This window comes from Amycolatopsis roodepoortensis (assembly GCF_014873915.1).
GTDB classification, from domain to species: domain Bacteria; phylum Actinomycetota; class Actinomycetes; order Mycobacteriales; family Pseudonocardiaceae; genus Amycolatopsis; species Amycolatopsis roodepoortensis.
The window spans coordinates 890,999-913,740 of record NZ_JADBEJ010000008.1 but is presented as its reverse complement, the minus strand read 5'-3'; the positions used below and the strand labels follow the sequence as shown (position 1 = coordinate 913,740).

Annotated in this window: 21 protein-coding genes; 17 read left to right on the top strand and 4 right to left on the bottom strand. The window is 68.6% G+C overall.

Annotated elements, in window-relative coordinates; translation table 11 throughout:
• Positions 1 to 9: 9 nt before the first annotated feature.
• Entirely contained in the window at positions 10 to 501 is a 492-nt protein-coding gene (locus H4W30_RS42100) for a YajQ family cyclic di-GMP-binding protein (protein ID WP_016331028.1), read from the top strand.
• Positions 502 to 550: 49 nt separating this feature from the next.
• Here H4W30_RS42100 and H4W30_RS42095 read toward each other — a convergent pair whose 3' ends face one another.
• Complete coding sequence (locus tag H4W30_RS42095) at positions 551 to 1,207, bottom strand: hypothetical protein (protein WP_192747791.1); 657 nt, start codon at positions 1,205 to 1,207, stop codon at positions 551 to 553.
• A gap of 184 nt (positions 1,208 to 1,391) precedes the next feature.
• Between H4W30_RS42095 and H4W30_RS42090 the strand changes: the two genes are divergently transcribed.
• Both H4W30_RS42090 and rfbA read left to right on the top strand, forming a co-directional pair.
• Entirely contained in the window at positions 1,392 to 2,540 is a 1,149-nt protein-coding gene (locus H4W30_RS42090) for a sialidase family protein (RefSeq protein ID WP_192747790.1), read from the top strand.
• A 53-nt stretch (positions 2,541 to 2,593) separates the two neighbouring features.
• Positions 2,594 to 3,475 (top strand): glucose-1-phosphate thymidylyltransferase RfbA, encoded by an 882-nt coding sequence (rfbA, locus tag H4W30_RS42085; protein WP_192747789.1) that lies wholly within the window; start codon positions 2,594 to 2,596, stop codon positions 3,473 to 3,475.
• Here rfbA and H4W30_RS42080 read toward each other — a convergent pair.
• The 3 genes from H4W30_RS42080 to htpX all read right to left on the bottom strand — a co-directional run bounded on the left by H4W30_RS42080 (position 3,465) and on the right by htpX (position 7,034).
• On the bottom strand, positions 3,465 to 4,781 hold the full coding sequence (locus H4W30_RS42080; protein ID WP_192747788.1) for an NtaA/DmoA family FMN-dependent monooxygenase: 1,317 nt from the start codon (positions 4,779 to 4,781) through the stop codon (positions 3,465 to 3,467). The genes rfbA and H4W30_RS42080 overlap by 11 nt on opposite strands.
• A gap of 3 nt (positions 4,782 to 4,784) precedes the next feature.
• Positions 4,785 to 5,846 carry an LLM class flavin-dependent oxidoreductase gene (locus H4W30_RS42075; protein ID WP_192747787.1) on the bottom strand — a complete coding sequence of 354 codons (1,062 nt, stop codon included), beginning with the start codon at positions 5,844 to 5,846 and terminating at the stop codon, positions 4,785 to 4,787.
• A 321-nt stretch (positions 5,847 to 6,167) separates the two neighbouring features.
• Positions 6,168 to 7,034 (bottom strand): zinc metalloprotease HtpX, encoded by an 867-nt coding sequence (gene htpX, locus H4W30_RS42070; RefSeq protein ID WP_192747786.1) that lies wholly within the window; start codon positions 7,032 to 7,034, stop codon positions 6,168 to 6,170.
• Between the two features lie 134 nt (positions 7,035 to 7,168).
• On the opposite strand from htpX, the gene H4W30_RS42065 reads away from it, so the two are divergent.
• From H4W30_RS42065 to H4W30_RS42000, 14 genes are all read left to right on the top strand, one after another.
• On the top strand, positions 7,169 to 8,137 hold the full coding sequence (locus tag H4W30_RS42065) for a YncE family protein (protein WP_192747785.1): 969 nt from the start codon (positions 7,169 to 7,171) through the stop codon (positions 8,135 to 8,137).
• Between the two features lie 24 nt (positions 8,138 to 8,161).
• Positions 8,162 to 9,349, top strand: coding sequence for a BtrH N-terminal domain-containing protein (locus H4W30_RS42060; protein WP_192747784.1), 1,188 nt, complete (start codon positions 8,162 to 8,164; stop codon positions 9,347 to 9,349).
• Positions 9,350 to 9,412: 63 nt separating this feature from the next.
• On the top strand, positions 9,413 to 9,874 hold the full coding sequence (locus tag H4W30_RS42055; RefSeq protein WP_318780772.1) for an acyl-CoA thioesterase: 462 nt from the start codon (positions 9,413 to 9,415) through the stop codon (positions 9,872 to 9,874).
• A 135-nt stretch (positions 9,875 to 10,009) separates the two neighbouring features.
• Positions 10,010 to 11,935: a S8 family serine peptidase gene (locus H4W30_RS42050; RefSeq protein WP_192747782.1), complete on the top strand. Its 1,926-nt coding sequence runs from the start codon at positions 10,010 to 10,012 to the stop codon at positions 11,933 to 11,935.
• A 452-nt stretch (positions 11,936 to 12,387) separates the two neighbouring features.
• Positions 12,388 to 13,623, top strand: a complete 1,236-nt coding sequence (locus H4W30_RS42045) for a class I SAM-dependent methyltransferase (protein WP_192747781.1) — start codon at positions 12,388 to 12,390, stop codon at positions 13,621 to 13,623.
• The gene (locus H4W30_RS42040) at positions 13,620 to 14,411 is read left to right on the top strand and encodes a sugar phosphate nucleotidyltransferase (protein ID WP_192747780.1); all 792 of its coding nucleotides are present in this window, start codon (positions 13,620 to 13,622) and stop codon (positions 14,409 to 14,411) included. Before H4W30_RS42045 ends, H4W30_RS42040 begins: the two co-directional genes overlap by 4 nt.
• Positions 14,408 to 15,061: a PIG-L deacetylase family protein gene (locus H4W30_RS42035; protein ID WP_192747779.1), complete on the top strand. Its 654-nt coding sequence runs from the start codon at positions 14,408 to 14,410 to the stop codon at positions 15,059 to 15,061. The genes H4W30_RS42040 and H4W30_RS42035 overlap by 4 nt, the downstream gene beginning before the upstream one ends.
• Before the next feature lie 5 nt (positions 15,062 to 15,066).
• Positions 15,067 to 16,089 carry an NAD-dependent epimerase/dehydratase family protein gene (locus tag H4W30_RS42030; RefSeq protein ID WP_192747778.1) on the top strand — a complete coding sequence of 341 codons (1,023 nt, stop codon included), beginning with the start codon at positions 15,067 to 15,069 and terminating at the stop codon, positions 16,087 to 16,089.
• A complete protein-coding gene (locus tag H4W30_RS42025; protein ID WP_192747777.1) occupies positions 16,089 to 17,369 on the top strand; it encodes a DUF4910 domain-containing protein in 1,281 nt (426 codons plus the stop codon). The genes H4W30_RS42030 and H4W30_RS42025 overlap by 1 nt, the downstream gene beginning before the upstream one ends.
• Positions 17,370 to 17,425: 56 nt before the next feature.
• A complete protein-coding gene (locus tag H4W30_RS42020; protein WP_192748021.1) occupies positions 17,426 to 18,676 on the top strand; it encodes an MATE family efflux transporter in 1,251 nt (416 codons plus the stop codon).
• Positions 18,673 to 19,614: a glycosyltransferase family 2 protein gene (locus H4W30_RS42015; protein ID WP_192747776.1), complete on the top strand. Its 942-nt coding sequence runs from the start codon at positions 18,673 to 18,675 to the stop codon at positions 19,612 to 19,614. Before H4W30_RS42020 ends, H4W30_RS42015 begins: the two co-directional genes overlap by 4 nt.
• Positions 19,611 to 20,846, top strand: coding sequence for a polysaccharide pyruvyl transferase family protein (locus H4W30_RS42010; RefSeq protein WP_192747775.1), 1,236 nt, complete (start codon positions 19,611 to 19,613; stop codon positions 20,844 to 20,846). The genes H4W30_RS42015 and H4W30_RS42010 overlap by 4 nt, the downstream gene beginning before the upstream one ends.
• Entirely contained in the window at positions 20,843 to 21,391 is a 549-nt protein-coding gene (locus H4W30_RS42005; protein WP_192747774.1) for a dTDP-4-dehydrorhamnose 3,5-epimerase family protein, read from the top strand. The genes H4W30_RS42010 and H4W30_RS42005 overlap by 4 nt, the downstream gene beginning before the upstream one ends.
• Before the next feature lie 4 nt (positions 21,392 to 21,395).
• Positions 21,396 to 22,706 carry a glutamate-1-semialdehyde 2,1-aminomutase gene (locus H4W30_RS42000; RefSeq protein ID WP_192747773.1) on the top strand — a complete coding sequence of 437 codons (1,311 nt, stop codon included), beginning with the start codon at positions 21,396 to 21,398 and terminating at the stop codon, positions 22,704 to 22,706.
• Positions 22,707 to 22,742 lie beyond the last annotated feature (36 nt).

The window sequence follows — 22,742 nt, the reverse complement described above, 5'->3', positions numbered from 1 at the left end:
TGAGAACACGTGGCGGATCCCTCTTTCGACGTGGTGAGCAAGGTCGATCGCCAGGAGGTGGACAACGCCCTGAACCAGGCCAGCAAGGAACTCGGTACACGGTTCGACTTCCGGGGTACCGGGACCAAGATCGACTGGTCCGGCGAGGAGGCGATCGCGATCGAGTCCGAGACCGAGGAGCGGGCGCTGGCGGCGGTCGAGGTGTTCAAGGAGAAGCTGATCAAGCGCGGCATCTCCCTGAAGGCCTTCGAGGCGGGCGAGCCGGCCCTGTCCGGCAAGATCTACAAGATCGGCGGCAAGATCCTCCAGGGGATCGCGTCGGACAAGGCGAAGCAGATCGCCAAGTTCATCCGCGACGAGGGCCCCAAGGGGGTCCAGGCGCAGATCCAGGGCGACCAGCTGCGGGTGTCCGGCAAGAAGAAGGACCAGCTGCAGGACGTGATCGCCTTGCTGAAGGGCAAGGACTTCGAGATCGCGCTGCAGTTCACGAACTACCGCTGAGCGCGGCGACGACAAGGCCACCTTCCGCGGAAGGTGGCCTTCGTCATGTCTAGGACGCGGTGACCGTCCAGGTCCCGTCGCCTTCCACCGAGACGAAGGCCGGGCCGGACACGGGCACGCTGCCCGTGTAGTCGCCGAGCTGGTTCACGGGAAGTTCCGAGTAATCGCCGCTGTGCACCCACACCGCGGTCCGCCCGCTGTTCTTGGTGGCGACGGCGACCGACGTGACGGCGTCGGGCACGGTGAACACCGCTTCGCTCTTGCCCGACAGGGGCTTGCCCGGCTCCAGGACGGGCAGGCCGCTTTCGTCGGTGATGGTCAGTGTCCAGGCGGCGTTGGCCTTGATGGTGAAGGTCTTCGCCTGGCGGCCGGGCATGTCGTTGATCCACTGCGTGCCCTTGTACGGGCCGACGTCGTTCACGATCAGCTCGTTCTCGGTGTTCACCGCGACGTGGCCGGAGCACTTCGGGCAGTCGAAGGTCACAAAGCCTATGCGCGTCGGCCAGGCCATGGGGACCGACGCGTTCCCCTTGCCCGAGTGCTTCTCCTCCCGCTGAGGACCGGGGCTCGGCTTGGTCGTGGGGGCCGGCGAAGGTGCCAGCCCTTCCGGGGCGGCCGCCTGCGGGACGACCCGGCCCAGATTCGGCGGCGAGCAGGCCACCAGGCCCACGGTCAGCAGCACAGCCGCGCACAAGCGCCTGATCACGTGTTTCCCCCTACTCGAACCGTCAACGGATCTTCGCCGGCCGATAGCCCAGCGTTACCGGGCCACTCGGCCGAGCGATTCAGGCCACTCGGAAGTGGGTTTCCGTCGCAAACACCTTCGCGGGAGTCCGAAAGGGACAAAAGCCCGTGTTGTAATCCGGCGATCGCGTTCGAGGAAGGTCACGATGAAGCGCCGTTTCAGCTCCGCACTAGCCTTCGCGCTGTCACTCACGGTGATCGCGTCCCTGTTCACCTCCGCGCAGGCCGCCGAGCGCCAGCAGCTCGTTCCGGGCTACGGCTCGTACCCGCGGCTCATCCGGCTCGAGCATTCCGCGATCGGCCGCGGCCGCATCATCGCGTCGCTGACCAGCGAGGACGCGAACGGCAAGTTCACCCCGATCATGGAGAGCACCGACGAGGGCCAGAGCTTCCACAAGATCGGTGAGATCCGCGATCGCGACGGCCGCCGCGGCATGTGCTGCGGAACGCTGTACGAACTGCCGCAACGGGTCGGCAGGCTCCGCGCGGGCACCCTGCTGTGGGCCGCGAGCTACCGGCAGAACGCCGGTCCGGAGCGGCGCATCGGCATCAGGATCTGGTCCAGCCGCGACGCCGGCCGCTCGTGGGGCTTCCTGTCCGAGGCGGCCCGTTCGCACAACCACGACGGCATCTGGGAGCCGGAGTTCGTCGTCGACGCGGGCGGCACGCTGTGGCTGCACTACGCCGACGAGACCGAGGCGCCGCAGCACGCGCAGGTGATGAACCGGGTCGCTTCCACCGACGGGGTGAACTGGGGCACCAAACAGCGCACGATGGCCATCCCGCCGCATCGGGTGCGGCCGGGGATGCCGATCATCCGCCGCCTCCCCGACCGCCGGTACTACCTGGCCTACGAGATCTGCAACTACCGCGACCGCTTCTGCGACCCGTACTTCAAGATCTCCTCCGACGGCGCCAACTGGGGCGACCCCCTCGACCCCGGTACCCGCGTCACCACCGCGAACGGCAATTACTTCCAGCACGCCCAGACGGTCACGTTGTTCCCCGGCGGCCCGAACGGCGTGCGGCTGGTGATGGTCGGGCAGATCTACACCAACGCCGCCGGGGTCCCGCAGAGCAAGAACGGCAAGGTGCTGCTGGCCAACGACAACTTCGGCACCGGGCACTGGTACGAACTTCCGGCGCCGGTGCACATCACCGGGATCCACGACAACTTCTGTCCCAACTACAGCTCGACGCTGCTGCCGGTCGACGGCGGCAAGAACGTGTTGCAGATCTCCACCGAGAACAACGCCGGCTGCAAGGCGTACTTCGCGAAGGGTCCGGCGTTCTGAGCCACCCGGTAGTGTGAGGTCCCGAGCGATCGGCTACGAAGCGGGGGCATCGCATGAAGGGCATCGTGCTGGCGGGGGGCAGTGGGACGCGTCTGCATCCCATCACCCAGGCGATATCGAAACAGCTGCTACCGGTCTACGACAAACCGATGATCTACTACCCGATCTCGGTGCTGATGTTCGCCGGGATCCGCGAGATCCTGATCATCTCGACCCCGGTCGACCTGCCGCATTTCCGGCGGTTGCTCGGCGACGGCAGCCAGTTCGGGCTCAGTTTCAGCTACGCCGAGCAGGCCGCTCCGAACGGGCTGGCCGAGGCGTTCGTCATCGGCGCGGACTTCATCGGCGACGACGACGTCGCGCTCGTGCTCGGCGACAACATCTTCTACGGCCAGGGGTTCTCCAGCAGGTTGCAGGCCGCGGCGACCTCGCTCGACGGCTGCGTGCTGTTCGGCTACCCGGTCAAGGACCCCCAGCGGTACGGCGTCGGCGAGATCGACGCCGACGGCAAACTCCTCTCCATCGAGGAGAAACCCGAGAAGCCGAAGTCGAACAAGGCCATCACCGGCCTGTACTTCTACGACAACCAGGTCGTCGAGATCGCCCGTGCCCTCAAGCCCTCGCCGCGCGGGGAGCTGGAGATCACGGACGTCAACCTCACCTACCTGCGCCAAGACCGCGCGACCCTGATCGACCTCGGCCGCGGGTTCGCCTGGCTCGACACCGGCACGCACGACTCGCTGCTGGAGGCGGGCCAGTTCGTGCAGGTTCTCGAACATCGGACCGGTGTCCGGATCGCCTGTCTCGAAGAAGTCGCGCTGCGTATGGGCTTCATCGACGCTGAGCAGTGCTACGCGCTCGGCGCGAAGCTGGCGAAGTCCGGCTACGGCGAATATCTGATGAACGTCGCGCGCACGCAGGGTGCTACCGGCTGAACAGGTGCTCGCGCAGGGTGTCGCCGGTGTAGCCGGTCCGGAAGACACCCCGCTCCTGCAGGTGCGGAACGACGTCGTCGACGAACGCGTCCAGCCCACCCGGGGTCAGATGCGGCACGAGCACGAAACCGTCGGCGGCGTCGCTCTGGACGTACTCGTCGATCGACTCCGCGACCTGCCGGGCGGTGCCGACGAACTGCTGGCGCGCGGTCACCTCGATGACGAGTTCGCGGATGGAGAGCTTCTTCTCCTCCGCGATCGCCCGCCATTTCGCGGCCACGGCGAGAGGATCCTTCTCGTGCCGGACGCGGCCCCAGGTCAGCGGCTCGGCGTCGGGGTCCGGGTCGATCTCGGGGAGCGGGCCGTCGGCGTCGTAGGCGGAGAGGTCGCGGCTCCAGACCTGTTCGAGGAACTGGATCGCGGTCGCCGGGCGCACCTGCTGGTAACGGATCTCGCGGGCGTACTCGTGCGCGTCCTCCTCGGTGTCGCCGAGCACGAATGTCGCCGCGGGCATGATCAGCAGTTCGCCGGGCTCGCGGCCGTAGGCGGGTAGCCGCCGCTTGACGTCGGCGAAGAACTCCTTGCCGCTTTCCAGTGAACCGTGGCGGCTGAAGATGACATCGGCGGTCTTGGCGGCGAACTCCCTGCCTTCGTCGGAATCGCCCGCTTGGATGACGATCGGCTGCCCCTGCGGGGTCCTCGGGACGGTGAACTCACCGCGGATGTCGAACTGCGGTCCACTGTGGACGAAGCGCTCGATGCCGCGGGCGAAGACACCGTTCTCCTTGTCCCCCACCAGCGCGTCGGGCGCCCAGCTGTCCCAGAGCTCACGCACGGTGGCGAGGAATTCCTCCGCGCGGCGGTAGCGGTCTTCGCGTTTCAGGAAGCCACCGCGGCGGAAATTCTGTCCCGTCCACGCGTCCGGTGAGGTGACGACGTTCCACGCGGCGCGGCCGCCGGAGAGGTGGTCGATGCTCGCGACCTGCCGCGCGACCTCGTATGGCTCGTTGAAGGTCGACGACAGCGTGCCCGCGAGCCCGAGCCTGGTGGTGACCGCCGACAGCGCGGCCAGCACGGTGGTGGTGTTCGGCCGCCCGACGACGTCGGAGTCGAGGATCTTGCCCGCGTGTTCGCGCAGGCGCAGGCCCTCGGCGAGGAAGAGGAAGTCGAACTTGCCCCGCTCGGCCGTGCGCGCGAGATGTTCGAAGGACGAAAAGTCGATTTGACTACCCGAACGCGGGTCGCTCCACACGGTCGTGTTGTTGACGCCCGGGAAGTGTGCGGCGAGTTTGACCTGCTTGGGCATCTGTCACGCCTCCGCGTACTGGTTGGCGGCGACCCCGAGGCCGAGATGGTCGCGCAGGGTGGTGCCGGTGTAGGTCTGCCGGAACGCGCCCGCGGCCTGGAGCGCGGGGACGGTCTCGGCGGTGAAGAGCGCCAGGTCGTCGGGGAGGACCGCGGGCAGGATGTGGAAGCCGTCGAGACCGTTGGCCGCCGCGAGGCGGGGTAGCTCGCTCGCGAGGTCGGCTGGAGTGCCGGTGAAACTCAAGCCCGGCGGGAAGGGCGCGTAGGTCTCCAGCGTCCGGCGGCGGCCGAGGGCGGCCTGCTCGGTCTCGGCGAGCACGATCGACAGGCCCGCCAGGTGCTTGGCGTCCGGGAAGCGCTCGCGGGGCTCGTCGATCAGGACGACGTCGGCGCCGTGCGCGTACGGCGAGTCGCCGTACACCGCGACGACGGGGTGGCCCTGCGGCGGGCGCGGTGTGATCGAAGGTCCCTTGATGCTGAAGAAGCGACCCTCGAAGTCGACGTAATGGAGCTTCTCGCGGTCGATGAAACGGCCGGTCGGCTCGTCGCGGATGATCGCGTCGTCCTCCCAGCTGTCCCAGAGGCGCGCGATGACGTCGACGACCTCGGCGTTCTCTGCTTCGGCGTCCGCCTCGGACGGGAGGGTGCGCCTGCCGAAGTGCGCGGCCTCGGCTTCAGTGCGCGAAGGCACCGCGAGGACGCCTGCGCGGCCGCGGCTCGCGAAGTCGAGCGAGGCGACGGCCGTCGAGATGTGGAACGGCTCGGTGTGCGTGGTGGTGACCGTCGGGACCAGGCCGATTCTGCTGGTCAGCGGGGCTAGCGCGGCGAAGGTCAGCAGGGCGTCGAGCCGGCCACGTACGACGTCCTCGCCGCCGGGCTGGAGCGCGAGGGTGTCGTCGAGGGTGACGAAGTCGAGCGAAGCCGCTTCGGCGAGCTTCGCGTGGGCTAGGTAGTGGGCGGCGGTGAACAAGGCGGCCGGGCGGACGTCGGAGACCCGCCAGGCGGCCGGATGCCGGCCGGCCCCGTCGAGCGCGACCGCGAGGTGCAACTGCTGTGCGGAACCCATGCCCGGGGAACTCGCGCCCTCCTCCCCCGATTCCCGCTCCCACGGGGTGAGACGCCCGGGCCGACCTGCGTTTAGCGGGCTAATCGCGATCCCCGCGGCCGACCTGCGTTTAGCGGGCTAGACGCGATCCGGCAGGTCAGCACGCCCAAATGAGGCGTTGGGTGTTCCCCCTGCCGCGGGGGTGGAGGCCTCGCGGCAGGGGGGCCGAGCGGGATCGCGTTTAGCGGGCTAATCGCGATCGGGAGGGCGACCTGCGTTTAGCGGGCTAATCGCGATCTGGCAGGCGGAGCGCGTTTAGCGGGCTAAACGCGATCCGGCTGGTCAGTGGGGGTGGCGCGCCATCTCTTCCAGGCGCCGGATGCGTTCGGCCATGGGCGGGTGGGTCGCGAAGAGCTTCGTGAGGCCGCCGCCCGGCCGGAACGGGTTCGCGATCATCAGGTGCGACTGCGAGACCAGCTTCGGCTCCGGCACGAGCGGCGCCGCGCGCGTCCCTTCGTCGAGCTTCCGCAGCGCCGACGCCAGGCCGAGCGGGTCTCCGGTGAGCTCCGCGCCCGACGCGTCGGCCTGGAACTCCCGCGAGCGGCTCACCCCGAGCTTCACCACCGCTGCCGCGATCGGCCCGATCAGGACCAGGATCAGCCCGACCAGCGGGCTGTCGCCGTCCTCGCGGTTGCCGCCGCCGAAGACGCTGGTGAACATCGCGATGTTGGCGATCACGCTGATCACGCTCGCCAGCGCGCCCGCGACACACGAGATCAGGATGTCGCGGTTGTAGACATGGGACAGCTCGTGCCCGAGCACCGCCCGCAGCTCGCGCTCGTCGAGCAGGTCGAGGATGCCGGTGGTGCAGCACACCGCCGCGTGCCGGGGGCTGCGGCCGGTGGCGAAGGCGTTCGGCGCCGGGGTGGGGCTGACGTAGAGCCGCGGCATCGGCTGCCGCGCGGTGGTCGCCAGCTCCCGCACGATCCGGTACATCGCCGGGTGCTCGGCCTCGGAGATCGGGCGGGCGTGCATGGCCCGCAACGCCAGCTTGCCGGAGTTGAAGTACGCGTACGCGTTGACCCCGAGCGCCACCACCAGCCCGATGATCAGCGCGCCCCGCCCGAAGAAACCGCTGATCCCGACGATGAGCGCGGACAGCAGGCCGAGCAGGACGACGGTCTTGAGCCCGTTCTGGTGTTTGTGCACGGCGTCCTGCTCCTTCCTTTCTCCGGGGTGGGGGTTACTCATCGGAAACAACGCGATCGGGGGACGCGAAGTTCCTTCGCGTGCCCGGCTCGCGGGTTATCGTCGAATCTCGGAACGATCATCGGGAGGCGCCTGTGCGAGGACCCGAACTGAGCCGCCGAGCCCTGCTCACCCTGGCCGCGGCCGGCGCCTCCGCGGTCGCCTTCGCGCCGGCGGCCAGAGCCGAAAAAGTACTTCTCGTCGAGGTCGGAGGCACCCCGGAGGCGGTCGCGGTGAATTCCGTCACCGGCTTCGCGTACGTTTCCGACCCATCGACCGGCACGATCGTCGTCCTCGACTCGCGGTCCGGCACGGTCGCCGACGTGATCCCGGTCGGCGGCGAACCCGCCGGGCTGGCCGTGGACACCGTGACGAACAGGGTCTTCGTCGCGAACCCGCCCGCCGGGACCGTCCTCGTCCTGGACGGGCGGGCCAACGAGGTCCTCAGCGTGGTGCCCGCCGGTCCCGGCGCGTCCACTGTCGACGTCGACGAGCAGGCGAACCGCATCTACGCGGCCAGTGCCCTCACCGGGACACTGGCCGTCATCGACGGCGTCGGCTGCCGCCTGCTGGACCTCGTCCCCGGCCCCACGCGGGGGTTGTCGTCGACGGCGGTCGACAGCGGGCGCAAGCTCGCGTACTGCACCAGCACGGGCACCGACTCCCTGGAGGTCTTCGACATCGGCGCGGGCAGGTTCACCGGCGGTATCCCGGTCGGCAAGTCACCGACCGGAGTCGCCGTGCACAGCGCGTCGGGGACGGTGTTCGTCGCGAATTCGGCGATCCACCATTTGTCCATCGTGGACACGGGCGCGCGCAAGGAGAAGGCGACCGTGCTGCTGCGCTCGGAATCTTCGGCGCTCGCGGTCCACGAAGGATCGAACACCGTCTACGCCAACGGCGGACCGAACGGTCTCGCCAGGATCGACGGCAGGACCAATCTGCTCACCGGCGACCTGTCACTCGGCGTGAACCCCGGCGCCGTCGCGATCGACCAGCGCACCAGGACGGTGTACGTCGCGGATCCCTTGCGCGGCAGGGTTTCCCTGATCCGGGACTTCTGACGCCGGAGCGGGCATGATGGCGGGGTGACCGAGTACGAATTGCGCGGTGGCCTGCAACCGGACGTCTCGGCCGTGGCCGCCGTACTGGCGCATCATGGTGTCGAAGGGCCGGACGGGAAGGCGCCCAGCGAGGCGCTGGTCTTCGCCGTGTCCGGCGGGATCGGGGCAGGCTACATCCTGTGGGACTTCGCGCACGAAACGATGTCGACGATCGTGTTCGGTTTCCGCGCGCGCTGGCAGTATCCGCAGGAATGGCTTAAGTCCACAGTGGACCGTCTCGGGCTCGGTTTCGACATCCACACCACCGGCGGCAAACGCGCCGCCGCCAAACGGCTGACCACCGACCTCGAAGCGGGGCGGCCGGTGATCGTCCTCCCCGACCGCGAGTCGCTCGGTTACTGGCACCTGCCGGCGGAGATGTCCGGCGGTGGCGGCCATTTCATCGTCGCGTACGGCGAAGAGGACGGCCGGGTGCTGGTCGACGACCGGAACCTCGCCCCGCTGACGGTCGACCGGAAGACGTTCGACGCCGCGCGCGCCAGGGTCGGCTCCTACAAGAACCTGCTCGCGACGCCTCGGCCCGGCGAGGTCCCCGACTGGCGGACGGCCGTGCGCGACGGGCTGACGGATTGCGTCCGGAACCTGTCGGCGCCGTCGAAGTCGTTCTCGCTGCCCGCGTGGGGGCGCTGGGCGAAGGCGATGACCGATGAACGTGACCCGAAGGGCTGGCCGCGCGCGTTCGGCGAGCGGCGCGGGCTCGTCGGGGCGCTGTTCAACGTCTGGGAGAGCGTCACGCCGGCCGGGATGGAGGGCGGGCATCTGCGCGGGCTGTTCGCCGACGCGCTCACCGAAGCCTCCAGTCTGCTCGAGTTGCCGGCGCTGGCCGAACAGGCGTCGACCTGGCGCGGCATCGGCGAACGCTGGGCCGAACTGGCCGAGACGGCCGTCCCGGCGTCGAACGCGGAGTTCGCCTGGGTGCGCGGGCTGGTCAGCGCGGTGTCGGCGGGTGTCCGGGAGGGCGACGCGGGGCAGGACGCCGCCGCGGCGGCCGGTGCGGAAATGTGGAAACTGCGCGCGCACTACAACGACGAAACACCGTTCACCGACGGTGAAGCCCGTGAACTGTTCGGCACGATGAGCGACCTGATCCGGGACATCCACACCGCCGAGACCGCCGCGATCCGCGAACTGTCCGAAGCCCTGATGGAGTGAACCGGGCCGGTGTCCGTTGCGCCGCGCGGCCGGAACACCGGGCGATCGTTGAAGATCCACTTCGTGCACGCACATCCGCTGGGGACGACCAGTGCGCGTCCCGCTCCCGAGATCCACCTCCACCGCCATCGCCTGCGTGTCGCCGACCTGGACTGTCTCGGCCACGTCGGGAACGTGCGGCTGCTTGAGTACTTCCAGGAAGCCCAGATCGCGTTGCTCGACCCGCGGCGTGAGCACCTTTTCCAGGCCAAGGGACCGGCGTACCTGATCGCGAAGCACAACGTCAGCTACCTGCGCAGGCTGACGTTCCGCGACCATCCGGTCGAGGTGGAGACCGTGGTCGGCCGGATCGGCACCTGCGACGTCGTGGTGAACAGCAGACTGCGCGACGATCGGGCCGTCTACGCGCGCTGCCGCACCATCTGGGTCGCGTGCACCCTGCCCGAAGGCAGCGCGCGGCGGCTCGACGTGGAGGAACGCGAGCGGCTGACGCGGTTCAGCGGGGCGATCGACGAGATCTCCTGAATCAGTTTTTAACCGTTTATGCTCCATTTCCCGCAATACCGGAAAACGGCTGGGCCGTTCAGCGGCTGATCATCACGCTTTTCGGCCGGTACCTTCGAAAGACCTCTCCCCTGCAGAGCTCCCCGGAGGTATTTCATGCCACGGCCGAAGTCTGTCCGCTTCCTCGCGCCCATGATCGGCGCGATGCTACTGACGAGCGGGGCGGCCGTCGCCGCCCCGGCCGCCGAAGACCCCCAGTTCATCCGTCTGGCCAGCAGGACCTTCGATCCGCTGACCCAGCGCACGGCGGCGAGCCAGGACTGGAAGGGCGCGTATCTGCTCCAGGTCCGAAGCGCGCTGACCGACGCGCAGCGCGGGAAATTGCGTTCACTCGGCGTGCGGATCGGGACCTACATTCCCGATTTCGCCTACGTGGTCCGACTGAAGCCGGAGAACCGCGAATCGGTGGCGGAATTGGCTTTCGTCCGCTGGCTCGGTGAATACCGGCCGGACGACAAGATGGAGATCTCGACGGCCGCGACCGGGAGTCACCTGGTGACGCTGGTCGAGGCGGACGCGCGGGATCAGCGCGCCGTGGCCGAGCGGATCCTGCGGCTCGGCGGCGGTATCGAGGCGATTTCGCAGAGCGGTCAGCACATCGTCGCGAAACTCGGTTCCGGGCAGGTCGCCGCCGTGGCGCAGGGGGCGGAGGTACTCGCGGTCGGCGCGATCACCGCCCCCGAAACCGACATGGCCAACGCCAGGGAGAGCGGGGGCGCGAACTACATCGAGAGTGTCGGCGGCTACCGCGGTCAGGGCGTCCGCGGCGAGGTGATGGACGGCGGGCTGCGCGTCACGCATCAGGAGTTCAAGGCGCGGCCGACGGTGATGCACGGCTCGAACTCCACCAGCACCAGCCACGGGACCTCGACCTACGGCCAGATCTTCGCGTCGGGCGTGAGCGCGCCGCAGCGTGGACTGCTGCCCGAGGCGCAGGGGATCTTCGCCACCTACAACAAGCCGGACCGCTACGCCCACACCAAGGAACTGGTCGACCCGGCTGGCAAGTACCGCGCGGTGTTCCAGAGCAACAGCTGGGGCGGCGGGCTGACCACGGCGTACAACTCCGTCTCCGCCGAGCTCGACAAGATCGTCTTCGATCACGACCTGCTGATCTGCCAGTCGCAGAGCAACGCGGGCACCCAGCAGTCGCGGCCGCAGGCCTGGTCGAAGAACGTGCTGTCGGTGGGCGGGCAGTACCACTACAACACGCTGGGCCGCACCGACGACAAGTGGAGCGGCGGTGCCAGCATCGGCCCGGCCGCCGACGGGCGGATCAAACCGGAACTGTCGAACTACTACGACCGGATCGACACCACGTCTTCGAGCAGTGACACCTCGTACACGACGTCGTTCGGCGGCACGAGCGGCGCGACCCCGATCACCTGCGGGAACGCCGGATTGCTGTTCCAGATGTGGGCCGACGGCGTGTTCGACGGCGGCCCCGGCAAGGCCCGCGACGTCTTCACGAGCCGCCCGCACGCGGCGACCGCGAAGGCGCTGCTGGTCAACGGGGCCGACCAGTTCGCGTTCAGCGGCACGGCGCACGACATGACCAGGACGCATCAGGGCTGGGGCACCGCGAACGTGCGGTATCTGCACGACCAGGCCAAGGCGAACGGGTGGAAACTGCCGGTGCTGGTGAACGAGACCGATCTGCTGGGCACCGGGCAGTCGAAGAAGTACACGGTCGCGGTGAACGGGACCAAGCAGTTCAAGGCGACGCTGGCCTACACCGACCCGGCGGGTTCGCCGAGCGCGTCGGTCGCGAGGGTCAACGACCTGACCCTGAAGGTCACCGCGCCGAGCGGGACCGTCTACTACGGCAACAACGGGCTGAAGGCGGGCAACTTCTCGACCGCGGGCGGGTCGCCGAACACGGTCGACACGGTGGAGAACGTCATCCTGGAGAAGCCGGCCGCGGGTACCTGGACGGTGGAGGTCGTGGCGACGCAGGTGAACGCCGACGGTCACCCGGAGACCTCGGCGACCGATGCGGACTACGCGCTGGTGGTCTCTTGACGGTTTGACGAGCTCCGGCGGCCGGATCGCGTTTAGCCCGCTAAACGCGAAGTGACCGGTGGGGTGGGCTCCGTGAGCGCGTGAAGGCCCCCTTCCCTCGGCTGAGCCGAGGGAAGGGGGCCTTCACGCGGGCTGGGGGCTGGGGTGGAGCGTCGGATCGCGTTTAGCGGGCTAAACGCGATCTGGGCGCGACGCGAGGGCCGGGCGCGTCGCGTTTAGTCGGCTAAACGCGATCTGGGCGCGAAGAGTGAGGGCCGGGCGGATCGCGTTTAGCCCGCTAAACGCGAGTCGGCCGGAGTGCCCGCGCCCGGATGGCGGAGGGGTCTGCGCCGATGGCCGAGACGACAGGTTTCGGTTGTGAGACGGAAGCGTGAGACCCCTGGAAGGCATGTAACGAGGCGACCCGAGGTGCCGACGTCTGGGATACGTGACGCGAGCCAAGGAGCCTCTCGATGACCACCTGCCGACTCTGCGGCTCGGCCCATCTCGCCAGTGTCGTCGACCTCGGGGCGACGCCGCCGTGCGAAAGGTTCCTGACCGCGGAGCAGCTCGCGGAGCCGGAGCCGACGTACCCCCTGCACCTGCGGGTCTGCACAGAATGCTGGCTCGCCCAGATCCCGCCGCTGATCACCCCGGAAGAGACTTTCACCGAATACGCGTACTTCTCGTCATATTCCGCTTCCTGGGTCGAGCACGCGAAGACGTTCGTCGACGGTGCCGTCGATCGGCTGGGGCTCGACGATTCGTCGTTCGTCGTCGAGGTCGCCAGCAACGACGGCTATCTGCTCAAACACGTTGTGGCGCAGCGGATCCGTTGTCTCGGCGTGGAACCTTCGGTGAACGTCGGCCAAGCCGCGCGTGACGCCGGGGTGCCGACGAAGACCGCTTTCCTCAGCCCTGAGACCGGGCAAGAGGTCCGCGACGAGCACGGTCCCGCCGACCTCGTCGTGGCGAACAACGTTTACGCGCACATCCCGGACGTCATCGGTTTCACGCACGGGCTCCGCGCCCTGGTCGCCGACGACGGCTGGGTCAGCATCGAGGTCCAGCACCTGCTGACGCTGATCCAGGACAACCAGTACGACACGATCTATCACGAGCATTTCCAGTACTACACGGTGGAATCCGCGCGCCGGGCCCTCGCGCGCGGCGGATTGTCCGTTGTGGACGTCGAGCTCCTGCCCACCCACGGCGGTTCGATCCGACTGTGGGCGCGTCCGGAGGCCGTCGCCGGTGAGCCGAGCGAGCGGATGACTCAGGTCCTCGACGCCGAGAAGGCCGCCGGACTGCACGAAATGTCCGGCTACACCGAATTCTCCGAGCGGGTCACCAAGGTCCGGCTCGACCTGAACAAGTTCCTCACCGACGCGGCGCTCGAAGGCAAGACCGTCGTCGGTTACGGCGCCCCCGGCAAGGGCAACACGCTCCTGAACCACTGCGGTATCCGCCCGGACGTCCTGCGGTACACCGTCGACCGGAACCCGTACAAGCACGGCCGGTTCACCCCCGGCACCCGGATCCCGATCCTGCCGCCGGAACGCATCGAGGCGGACAAACCCGATTACGTGCTCGTCCTTCCGTGGAACCTCCGGAAGGAGCTGACCGCCCAACTGTCCTATGTGGACGAATGGGGCGGGAAACTGGTCTTCCCCATCCCGCACCTGGAAATCGTCGAGGTGAAGTCGTGAAGGTAGTCCTCTTCTGTGGCGGCTACGGCATGCGGATGCGCAACGGTGACGCGTCCGACGTGCCGAAGCCGATGGCCATGGTCGGCCCCAGACCCCTGATCTGGCACGTGATGCGCTACTACGCGCATTTCGGGCACACCGAGTTCATCCTCTGCCTCGGTTACGGCGCGCACCACATCAAGGAGTTCTTCCTCAACTACGAAGAGACCACCTCCAACGACTTCATCCTGCGCAACGGCAAGGCGGAACTGCTCTCGACCGACATCGCGGACTGGTCGATCACCTTCGTGCAGACCGGTCTCGAATCGGCCATCGGCGAGCGCCTGCGCCGGGTGCGCCCGTACCTTCAGGGCGACGACATGTTCCTCGCCAACTACGCCGACGTCCTCACCGACGCCCCGCTGCCGGACATGATCGAGCGGTTCACCGAATCCGACGCCGGCGCGTCGATGATGGTCGTGCCGCCGCAGTCGTCGTTCCACTGCGTCGAGATGGGCGAGGACGGCCGGATCGGCGCGCTGACCCCGGTCAGCGAGATGCCGCTGTGGGAGAACGGCGGATATTTCGTGCTGCGCCAGGAGATCTTCGACCACATCCCCGAGGGCGGCGACCTGGTGGCCGACGGCTGCGGCGAGCTCGCCAAGCGGGGCAAGCTGCTGGCGTACCCGTATCGCGGATTCTGGAAGCCGACCGACACCGTCAAGGAACGCGTCCAGCTGGACGACGCCTACGCGCACGGCGACCGTCCGTGGGCGCGCTGGGAACGCGAACCCGCGAGCACGGCGTGATCGGACTCGGCACGGGCGGCGTCCGTCGGGTCGTCGCGCTCGGCGCGCATTGTGACGACATCGCCATCGGGGCGGGCGGCACACTGCTGACGCTCTGCGCCGCCAACCCGGGCCTCCGGGTGGACGCGCTCGTCCTTTCCGGCGGCGGCACCGAACGCGAGGCCGAGGAGCGCGCCGCGCTCGCGGCCTTCTGCCCCGGTGCCGACGTCGAGGCCACCGTGCTCAAACTGCCCGACGGCCGGTTCCCCTCGCACTGGGAAGAGGCCAAGAACGCCCTCGAAGACCTGCGCCGCCGCACCGACCCGGACCTCGTCCTCTCCCCTCGCACGGCCGACGCGCACCAGGACCACCGCGGGCTGGCGTCGCTGGTGCCGACGGTGTTCCGCACCCATCTCCAGCTGGAGTACGAGATCGCGAAATGGGACGGCGACCTCGCCAAACCCACCGCGTACGTGCCGCTCACGCCCGAGCTCGCCGAAGAGAAGGTCCAGTTGCTGCAGGAGCACTACGCCTCCCAGCGGCATCGGCCCTGGTACGACCGGGAAGCCTTCCTGGGCCTCGCCCGCATTCGCGGCATCGAATGCGGGCAGCGCTACGCGGAGGCCTTCGACCTCAAGAAACTGACGCTCGACCTCACTCCGAAAGGCTGAAAGCCATGCGTGTGCTGCTGACCGGGCACAAGGGTTACCTGGGCACGGTGATGGCCCCGGTGCTGGCCGCCGAAGGCCACGAGGTCGTCGGCCTCGACTCCGGTCTCTTCGACACCTGCGTGCTGGGCCCGAAGCCCGACGACCCCAAGGGTTACGACGTCGACCTCCGCGACGTCACGGCCGAGCACGTGACCGGGGTGGACGCGGTGATCCACCTCGCCGCGCTGTCCAACGACCCGCTGGGTTCGCTGGCGCCGGAGCTCACTTACGACATCAACCACCACGCTTCGGTGAAGCTCGCGAAGCTGGCGAAGGACGCCGGGGTCAAGCGGTTCCTCTACGCCTCGACGTGCTCGGTCTACGGCGCTTCGGGCGGAGACGGCCTGGTCGACGAGGACGCGCCGCTGCGCCCGGTGACGCCGTACGCAGAGTCGAAGGTGCGGGTCGAGGACGACCTCCACGAGCTCGCCGACGACGACTTCACCCCGGTGTACATGCGCAACGCCACCGCGTTCGGCTTCTCGCCGCGGCTGCGGTCGGACATCGTGCTCAACAACCTCACCGCGCACGCCCACGTCTCGGGCGAGATCCTGGTGCTGTCGGACGGGACGCCGTGGCGGCCGCTGGTGCACGCCAAGGACATCGCGCGCGCCTTCGAGGCCGCGCTGGTCGCCCCGAAGGAGGCCGTCCACGACAAGGCGTTCAACATCGGTACCGAACGCAACAACGTGACCGTGGCCGAGATCGCGCAGCAGGTCGTCGAGGCCGTCCCCAGCGCGAAACTGCGGATCACCGGCGAGTCCGCGGGCGACCCGCGTTCCTACCGCGTCGACTTCTCCCGCTTCCGCGAGGCGATCCCCGGTTTCGAATGCGACTGGTCGGTCAAGGACGGCGCGCTCGACCTGATCTACGCCTACCGCACGCACGGCCTGACCGCGCACGACTTCAAGAACACCTTCACCAGGCTGGCCACGCTCAACGCGCGGACCGCCGCGGGCGAGATCGACGAAACCCTGCGGCGACGGTGATGACGCGCAAACCCCTGGACACGGGCGCCGACCTGCGGGAGCTGGTCGAGCGCCTGTATCCGCTCTGCCGCAGCATCACCGGCGACGGCGTCCGCGCCACGCTGGAGATCCTCGGCGAGCACATCCCGCTCGACGTCCACGAGGTACCGACCGGGACCCAGGTGCTCGACTGGACCGTTCCCCAGGAGTGGAACATCCGCGACGCCTGGGTGAAGGACCCGGCGGGCCGGAAGGTCGTCGACTTCCGGGAGTCGAACCTGCACGTCGTCGGCTACAGCGTTCCGGTGGCCGAGACGATGCCGCTGGCAGCGCTGCGCGAGCATCTCCACACGCTGCCCGAGCAGCCGTCGCTGGTGCCGTACCGCACGAGCTACTACTCGCCGACGTGGGGTTTCTGCCTGGCCCAGGACACCCTCGACGCGTTGCCGGACGGCGACTACGAGGTCCGCATCGAGTCCACTTTGGACGACGGACACCTGACCTACGCCGAACACGTGGTCCCCGGCGAGGTCACCGACGAGGTGCTGGTGTCGTGCCACACCTGCCATCCGTCACTGGCCAACGACAACCTCGCGGGGATCGCCGTCGCCGCGGCGCTCGCACAGCGGCTGGCCGCGGGGAAACCGCACTTCACGTACCGGTTCCTCTTCATGCCGGGCACGATCGGCGCGATCACCTGGCTCGCGCGCAACACCGAACGGCTCGGCAAGGTCAAAGCAGGCGTCGTGCTCGCCTGCGCGGGCGACCCCGGATCGCTCACCTACAAGCGAAGCCGCCGCGGGGACGCCGAGATCGACAAGGTGCTCGAATTCGTCCTTTCCGGGAAACCGCACAAGATCCTGGACTTCTCGCCGTACGGCTACGACGAGCGGCAATTCTGCTCGCCCGGGTTCAACCTCGGCGTCGGCTCGCTGACCAGGACGCCGTACGCCGGCTATCCCGAGTACCACACCTCGGCCGACAACCTGGATTTCGTGTCGACCGAGGCGATGGAGGACACCCTCGCGACCTTGGGCGAGGCGTTCTCCGTGCTGGACAGGAACCGCCGTTACGTCAACCTCAGCCCGTACGGCGAGCCGCAGCTCGGCAAACGCGGGCTCTACGACTCCCTCGGCGGCCGCAGTGACGCCAAGGCCGCCCAGATGGCGATGCTCTGGGTGCTCAACCTTTCGGACGGCGAGCACAGCCTGCTCGACGTCGCACAGCGATCCGGTCTCCCCTTCGATTCCGTCGTCGCCGCCGCTCACGCGCTGCAGGGCGCCGGATTGCTGAAGGAGTGACGCGGGTGGCAGGCGGGAGACATCGGGCGACACTGGCCTCCGGGGCCGTACGCGCCATGGCGGGCAGGCTCAGCTGGGGCCTCGGCGACCAGGCGGTTTCGAGCCTGACCAACTTCGCGGTCGGGCTGTTCGTCGCGCGCTCGCTCGGGACTTTCGCCTTCGGCATGTTCAGCCTCGCGTGGGTGACCTACGGCGTGGTGCTCAACCTCTCGCGCGGCCTGGCCACCGACCCGATGATGGTGCGCTTCTCGGCGGTGTCGGAGGAAGCCTGGCGCCGGGCGGTGTCGAGGGCGGCGGGGACGGCGATCGGTGTCGGCTTGGCGACCGGCCTGATCAGCGTGATCGCCGGCCTCGTCGCGGTGCAGCCGCTGGGCGGGGTGTTCGTCGCGCTCGGCGCGGTGCTTCCCGGGCTGATGTTGCAGGACGCGTGGCGGTTCGCGTTGTTCGCCAAGGGCGACGGCAAGAAGGCCTTCGTCAACGACACGGTGTGGGGTGTCGCGCTGATCCCGGCGCTCGGCATCGCCTCGCATTTCGGCACCGTGGTCGCCTTCGTCCTGGCCTGGGGCTTGGCCGGCGCGGTCGCGGCGGTCTACGGGATGTTCCAGACCGGCATCGTGCCGCGGCTCTCCGCGATGACGGGCTGGGTGAAGGAGCAGCGCGACCTGAGCGTGCGCTACCTGATCGAGAACGTCAGCAACGCCGGCTCGTCGCAGCTGCGCGCCTACGGGCTCGGGGCCATTGCGGGGATCACCGCGGTCGGCGCGGTCCGCGGTGCCGAGCAGCTGCTCGGGCCGTTCCTCGCCTTGCTGATGGGGCTTTCGCTCACGACGGTGGCCGAAGGCGCCCGCGTCCTGCAACGCGCCCCGCACCGGCTGAAGCATTTCTGCGTGGTGCTCGGCGGAGGTCAGGCGGGGGCGGCTCTGTTGTGGGGCCTCGGGTTGCTGATCCTGGTGCCGCACGACGTCGGCCGCTGGATCATGGGCTCGGTCTGGGACGCGGCCGAACCGCTGATCCTGCCGGTCACGCTGTCGGTCACCGCCGCGGGCTTCACCGCGGGCGCGGCCGCCGGGTTGCGTGCCCTCGGCAACGCCAAACGCAGCCTCCGCGCGCAACTGGTCGCTTCGGTGGGCTACGTGGTCTTCGGGATCATCGGCGCCTGTATCGACGGCGCCGAAGGTGCCGCGTGGGGCTCGATGCTCTCGGTCTGGCTGGGCGCCGCGATGTGGTGGTACCAGCTCCGTGCCGCGTATCGCGAGTACCGGCCGCCCGCGCTACGCACCAATGACGAAGAGGTGGGAATGGTATGACCCGGATTCCGCGGCTCAGCATCGGTCTGCCCGTCTACAACGGCGAGGAGTACCTGTCCGAATCGCTCGACGCCCTGCTGGGCCAGAGCCACGAGGACTTCGAGCTGATCATTTCGGACAACGCTTCGACGGACGGCACCGAAGAGATCTGCCGGGACTACGAGCGCCGCGACGCCCGGATCCGGTATCTGCGGCTGCCGAAGAACGTCGGCGCGTCCCCGAACCACAACCGCGTCCTCGACGAGGCCCGCGGCGAGCTGTTCAAATGGGCTTCGCATGACGACCTCTACGGCCGTGACCTGCTGAAACTGTGCATCGAGGCGCTCGACGAGCGGCCGGAAATGATCGTCGCGCACAGCTGGCAGGCCATCATCGACGACCACGGCGCGGTGACCCACAAGCTCGACTACCCGCTGGCGACGGATTCGCCGCACGCGCCCACGCGGTTCCGCAGCCTGCTGTTCGAAACCGGCGGCGACGACTTCTACGGCGTGATGCGCACGAACGTGCTCCGCCGGGTCAAACCGCTCGACAGCTACCACCACGCCGACCGCACCTATGTCGCCGAACTGAGCCTCCACGGCCCGTTCCACCAGGTCCCCGAGGTGCAGTACTTCCGCCGCGACCACCCCGGCCGCGCCGAACGGGCGAACCCGAGCATCCGGAAGCGCTGCTCGAACCTCGACCCGCGGCGCGCCGACCCGGTGCGGAACCCGATGCCGCGGCTGATCGGCGAGTACATCGGCGGCTTCGTCGGCGGTATCCGCCGGGCGCCGCTCTCGTCGGCCGACCGGCGCGACTGCTACCGGCACCTCGCGTCCTGGCTGGCCGACCGGTCCCGCGGCCGGAACGAAGACCGCGCCGAGGACGCCGAACCCGAAATCGACGGAATGAACATCGACGCCGTGGTCCCTGGACGGCAGAGGAGGACGTCGTGACCTCTCGCCCTGGAGCGAGAAAACGAAGACATCCCCGGGTCGGCTTCTTCGGGCTGCTGGGGGCGGGGAACATCGGCAACGACGGATCACTCGAAGTGGTACTCGAGTACGTACGGCGACGACATCCGGAGGCGGAACTCAGCTGCCTCTGCTCCGGACCGGAACTGGTCGAGGCGCGCTACGGCGTCAAAGCGGAGTCATTGCTCTGGTACTACTCGCGCAACCGCGACACGACGGGGGTGCTCGCGGCCCTGCTGAAGGCCGTCGGCAAGGTCGCGGACACGCTCAAGATCCTCTCCTGGACCCGGCGGTGTGACGTGGTGATCGTGCCCGGCGCCGGCGTCCTCGAAACAACGCTTCCCTTGCGGCCCTGGGGTTTTCCGTACGCGATGGCACTACTGGGGGTGTCGGGCAGGCTGTGGGGGACCCGGGTCGCGCTGCTCAACGTCGGCTCGAACGTCATCCGCCAGCGGACCACGCGGCGGCTCTACCGGATCGCCGCCCGCTCCGCGCACTACCGCTCGTTCCGCGACGAGCTGTCCCGCGACGCCTGGGCCGAGATGGGGCTCGACACAGCGAAAGACGACCTCTACCCGGACCTCGCGTTCGCCCTGCCGATCCCCGCCGGACGGCCGTCGGACGTCGTCGGGGTCGGCGTCATGGAGTTCCACGGGGGCAACGACGACCGGCGCCGCGGCCAGGAGATCCGTTCGTCCTATGTGGACGCGATGAAACGGTTCGTGCGCAGGCTGGTCGACGACGGGCGGGAGATCCGGCTGCTCACCGGTGACGAGATCGACGACCCTGTCGTCGAAGAGATCTTCGCCGATCTGCGCGAACACCGGCCCGACCTCGACCCGAACCGGGTGACCGCGGCGAAACTGCCCACCCTCGGCGACCTCATCACCGAGATCGCCGCGCTCGGGGCGGTCGTCGGAACGCGCTATCACAACGTCCTGTGCTCGCTGAAGCTCGCGAAGCCGACGATCTCGATCAGCTATTCGCAGAAGATGGACAGCATCATGGCGAACATGGGACTGGCGGAGTACTGCCAGTCCGCCCGCGCCGTCGACGTCGACCTGCTCGTCCGGCAGCTCGCCGAACTCGAGGCCAAACCCGACGAGTTCTGGCAGCGCCTGCGCGATCGGAGTGCTGCCAAGGGGAAACTGCTGGAGAAGCAGTACGACGTTCTCGACAAGACGCTGTTCCGCACGTCCGAGGAGATCCGATGAAGGTCGAAGCGGTTCCCGAAATCGAAGGCGCCTACCTCTTCACGCCGACACCGTTCGCCGACGAGCGCGGGTTCTTCAGCCGCACCTTCGACAGCGAGGTCGTCGCGTCGGTCGGCATCGACCCCGGCGGCTTCGCGCAGGACAGCCTTTCGCGGTCGCGCAAGGGAGTCGTACGCGGGATGCATCTGCGCGGCGGACGCGGCGAGGCCAAGCTGGTCCGCTGCTCGGCCGGGGCCATCTTCGACGTCATCGTGGACCTGCGGCCGGGCTCCCCCACCTTCCGCACCGTGAAAGGGTTCGAACTGTCCGGGGAGACCCAGGTCTCCCTGTACATCCCGGCGGGTTGCGCGCACGGGTTCCAGGCGCTCACCGACCCCGCCGACATCTCCTACCGCATCGACCGGCCGCACGATCCGGCCGAGGACATCGCGATCTCGTACGCCGATCCGGAACTGGCCATCCCGTGGCCGCTCCCGGTCAGCGCGGTGTCCGAACGTGACGCTCACGCTCCCCCTCTAGCCGCCGCACTGACGACCACGAGGTGATCCCGTGAACCGCCCCTTGCCGCGCTCCGACCAGGCGAACGAACGACTGCACCGGGCGATCCCCGGTGGCGCGCACACCTATGCCAAGGGCCAGGACCAGTACCCCGACGACTACTCGCCCGTCATCGCGCGCGGCCTCGCCGGCCACGTGTGGGACGTCGACGGCAACGAATACATCGAATACGGCTCGGGGCTTCGCGCGGTCAGTCTCGGGCACGCGCACCCGCGGGTCCTGGAGGCCGTCCGGACCGAAATCGAAAAGGGCGGCAACTTCGTCCGGCCGTCCATCATCGAGGCCGAAGCCGCGGAACGGTTCCTCGCCGCCGTGCCGACCGCGGAGATGGTGAAGTTCGCGAAGAACGGCTCGGACGCGACCACGGCCGCCATCCGGCTGGCCCGTGCGGCGACCGGACGGACGCTCGTGGCGATCTGTCGCGATCACGCGTTCTTCTCCACCGACGACTGGTTCATCGGGACCACGCCGATGTCCGCCGGGATCCCGGGCGAGACGACGGAACTGACGGTCTCCTTCCCCTACGGCGATCTCGCGGCCACGGAAGAGCTGCTGCGGTCGCGCGAAGTCGCCTGCCTCGTCCTGGAAGCCGCGACCCAGACCGAGCCGCCACCTGGGTATCTCGCCGGGCTGCGGGACCTGTGCGACCGGTACGGCTGTCTGCTGGTGTTCGACGAGATGATCACCGGGTTCCGCTGGTCGGACGCCGGGGCGCAGGGACTGTACGGCGTCACCCCGGATCTCTCGGCGTTCGGAAAGGCGCTGGGGAACGGGTTCGCGGTCTCGGCGCTGGCGGGCAAACGGGAGTACATGGAGCTCGGCGGGCTGCGCGACCACCGTGAGCGGGTTTTCCTGCTTTCGACCACGCATGGGGCCGAGACGCATTCCCTCGCCGCGGCGATCGCCGTCTTCGACACCTATGCCGAAGAAGGGATCACCGCGCGGCTGCACGCGCTGGGCGACCGGCTCGCGGCGGGTGTTCGCGAGGTCGCCACGAGCGCGGGAGTCGGCGACCACGTGCTCGTGCGCGGCAGGGCGAGCAACCTGGTCTTCGCCACGCTCGACGAACGGGGCGAGCCGTCGCAGCCGTACCGGACGCTGTTCCTGCGGGAACTGATCACCGGCGGGGTGATCGGGCCGTCGTTCGTGGTCAGCGCCGGGCTGACCGAAGCCGACATCGACAAGACGATCGACGTCGTCTCGCGGGCCTGCACCACGTACCGGAAGGCCCTCGAATTCCAGGATCCGGCGCAATGGACGGGCGGCCGTCCGGTGAAACCTGTTTTCCGCAAGTACGTCTGAGGACCACTCGTTCGTGTCCCTCCTCTGCAGTGCGCG

Coding starts and splice junctions, on each gene's coding strand:
- H4W30_RS42090 (WP_192747790.1), top strand. CDS start 1,392: ATGAAGCGCCGTTTCAGCTCCGCACTAGCCTTCGCGCTGTCACTCACG.
- rfbA (WP_192747789.1), top strand. CDS start 2,594: ATGAAGGGCATCGTGCTGGCGGGGGGCAGTGGGACGCGTCTGCATCCC.
- H4W30_RS42080 (WP_192747788.1), bottom strand. CDS start 4,781: ATGCCCAAGCAGGTCAAACTCGCCGCACACTTCCCGGGCGTCAACAAC.
- H4W30_RS42075 (WP_192747787.1), bottom strand. CDS start 5,846: ATGGGTTCCGCACAGCAGTTGCACCTCGCGGTCGCGCTCGACGGGGCC.
- H4W30_RS42050 (WP_192747782.1), top strand. CDS start 10,010: ATGCCACGGCCGAAGTCTGTCCGCTTCCTCGCGCCCATGATCGGCGCG.
- H4W30_RS42045 (WP_192747781.1), top strand. CDS start 12,388: ATGACCACCTGCCGACTCTGCGGCTCGGCCCATCTCGCCAGTGTCGTC.
- H4W30_RS42030 (WP_192747778.1), top strand. CDS start 15,067: ATGCGTGTGCTGCTGACCGGGCACAAGGGTTACCTGGGCACGGTGATG.
- H4W30_RS42025 (WP_192747777.1), top strand. CDS start 16,089: ATGACGCGCAAACCCCTGGACACGGGCGCCGACCTGCGGGAGCTGGTC.
- H4W30_RS42020 (WP_192748021.1), top strand. CDS start 17,426: ATGGCGGGCAGGCTCAGCTGGGGCCTCGGCGACCAGGCGGTTTCGAGC.
- H4W30_RS42015 (WP_192747776.1), top strand. CDS start 18,673: ATGACCCGGATTCCGCGGCTCAGCATCGGTCTGCCCGTCTACAACGGC.
- H4W30_RS42005 (WP_192747774.1), top strand. CDS start 20,843: ATGAAGGTCGAAGCGGTTCCCGAAATCGAAGGCGCCTACCTCTTCACG.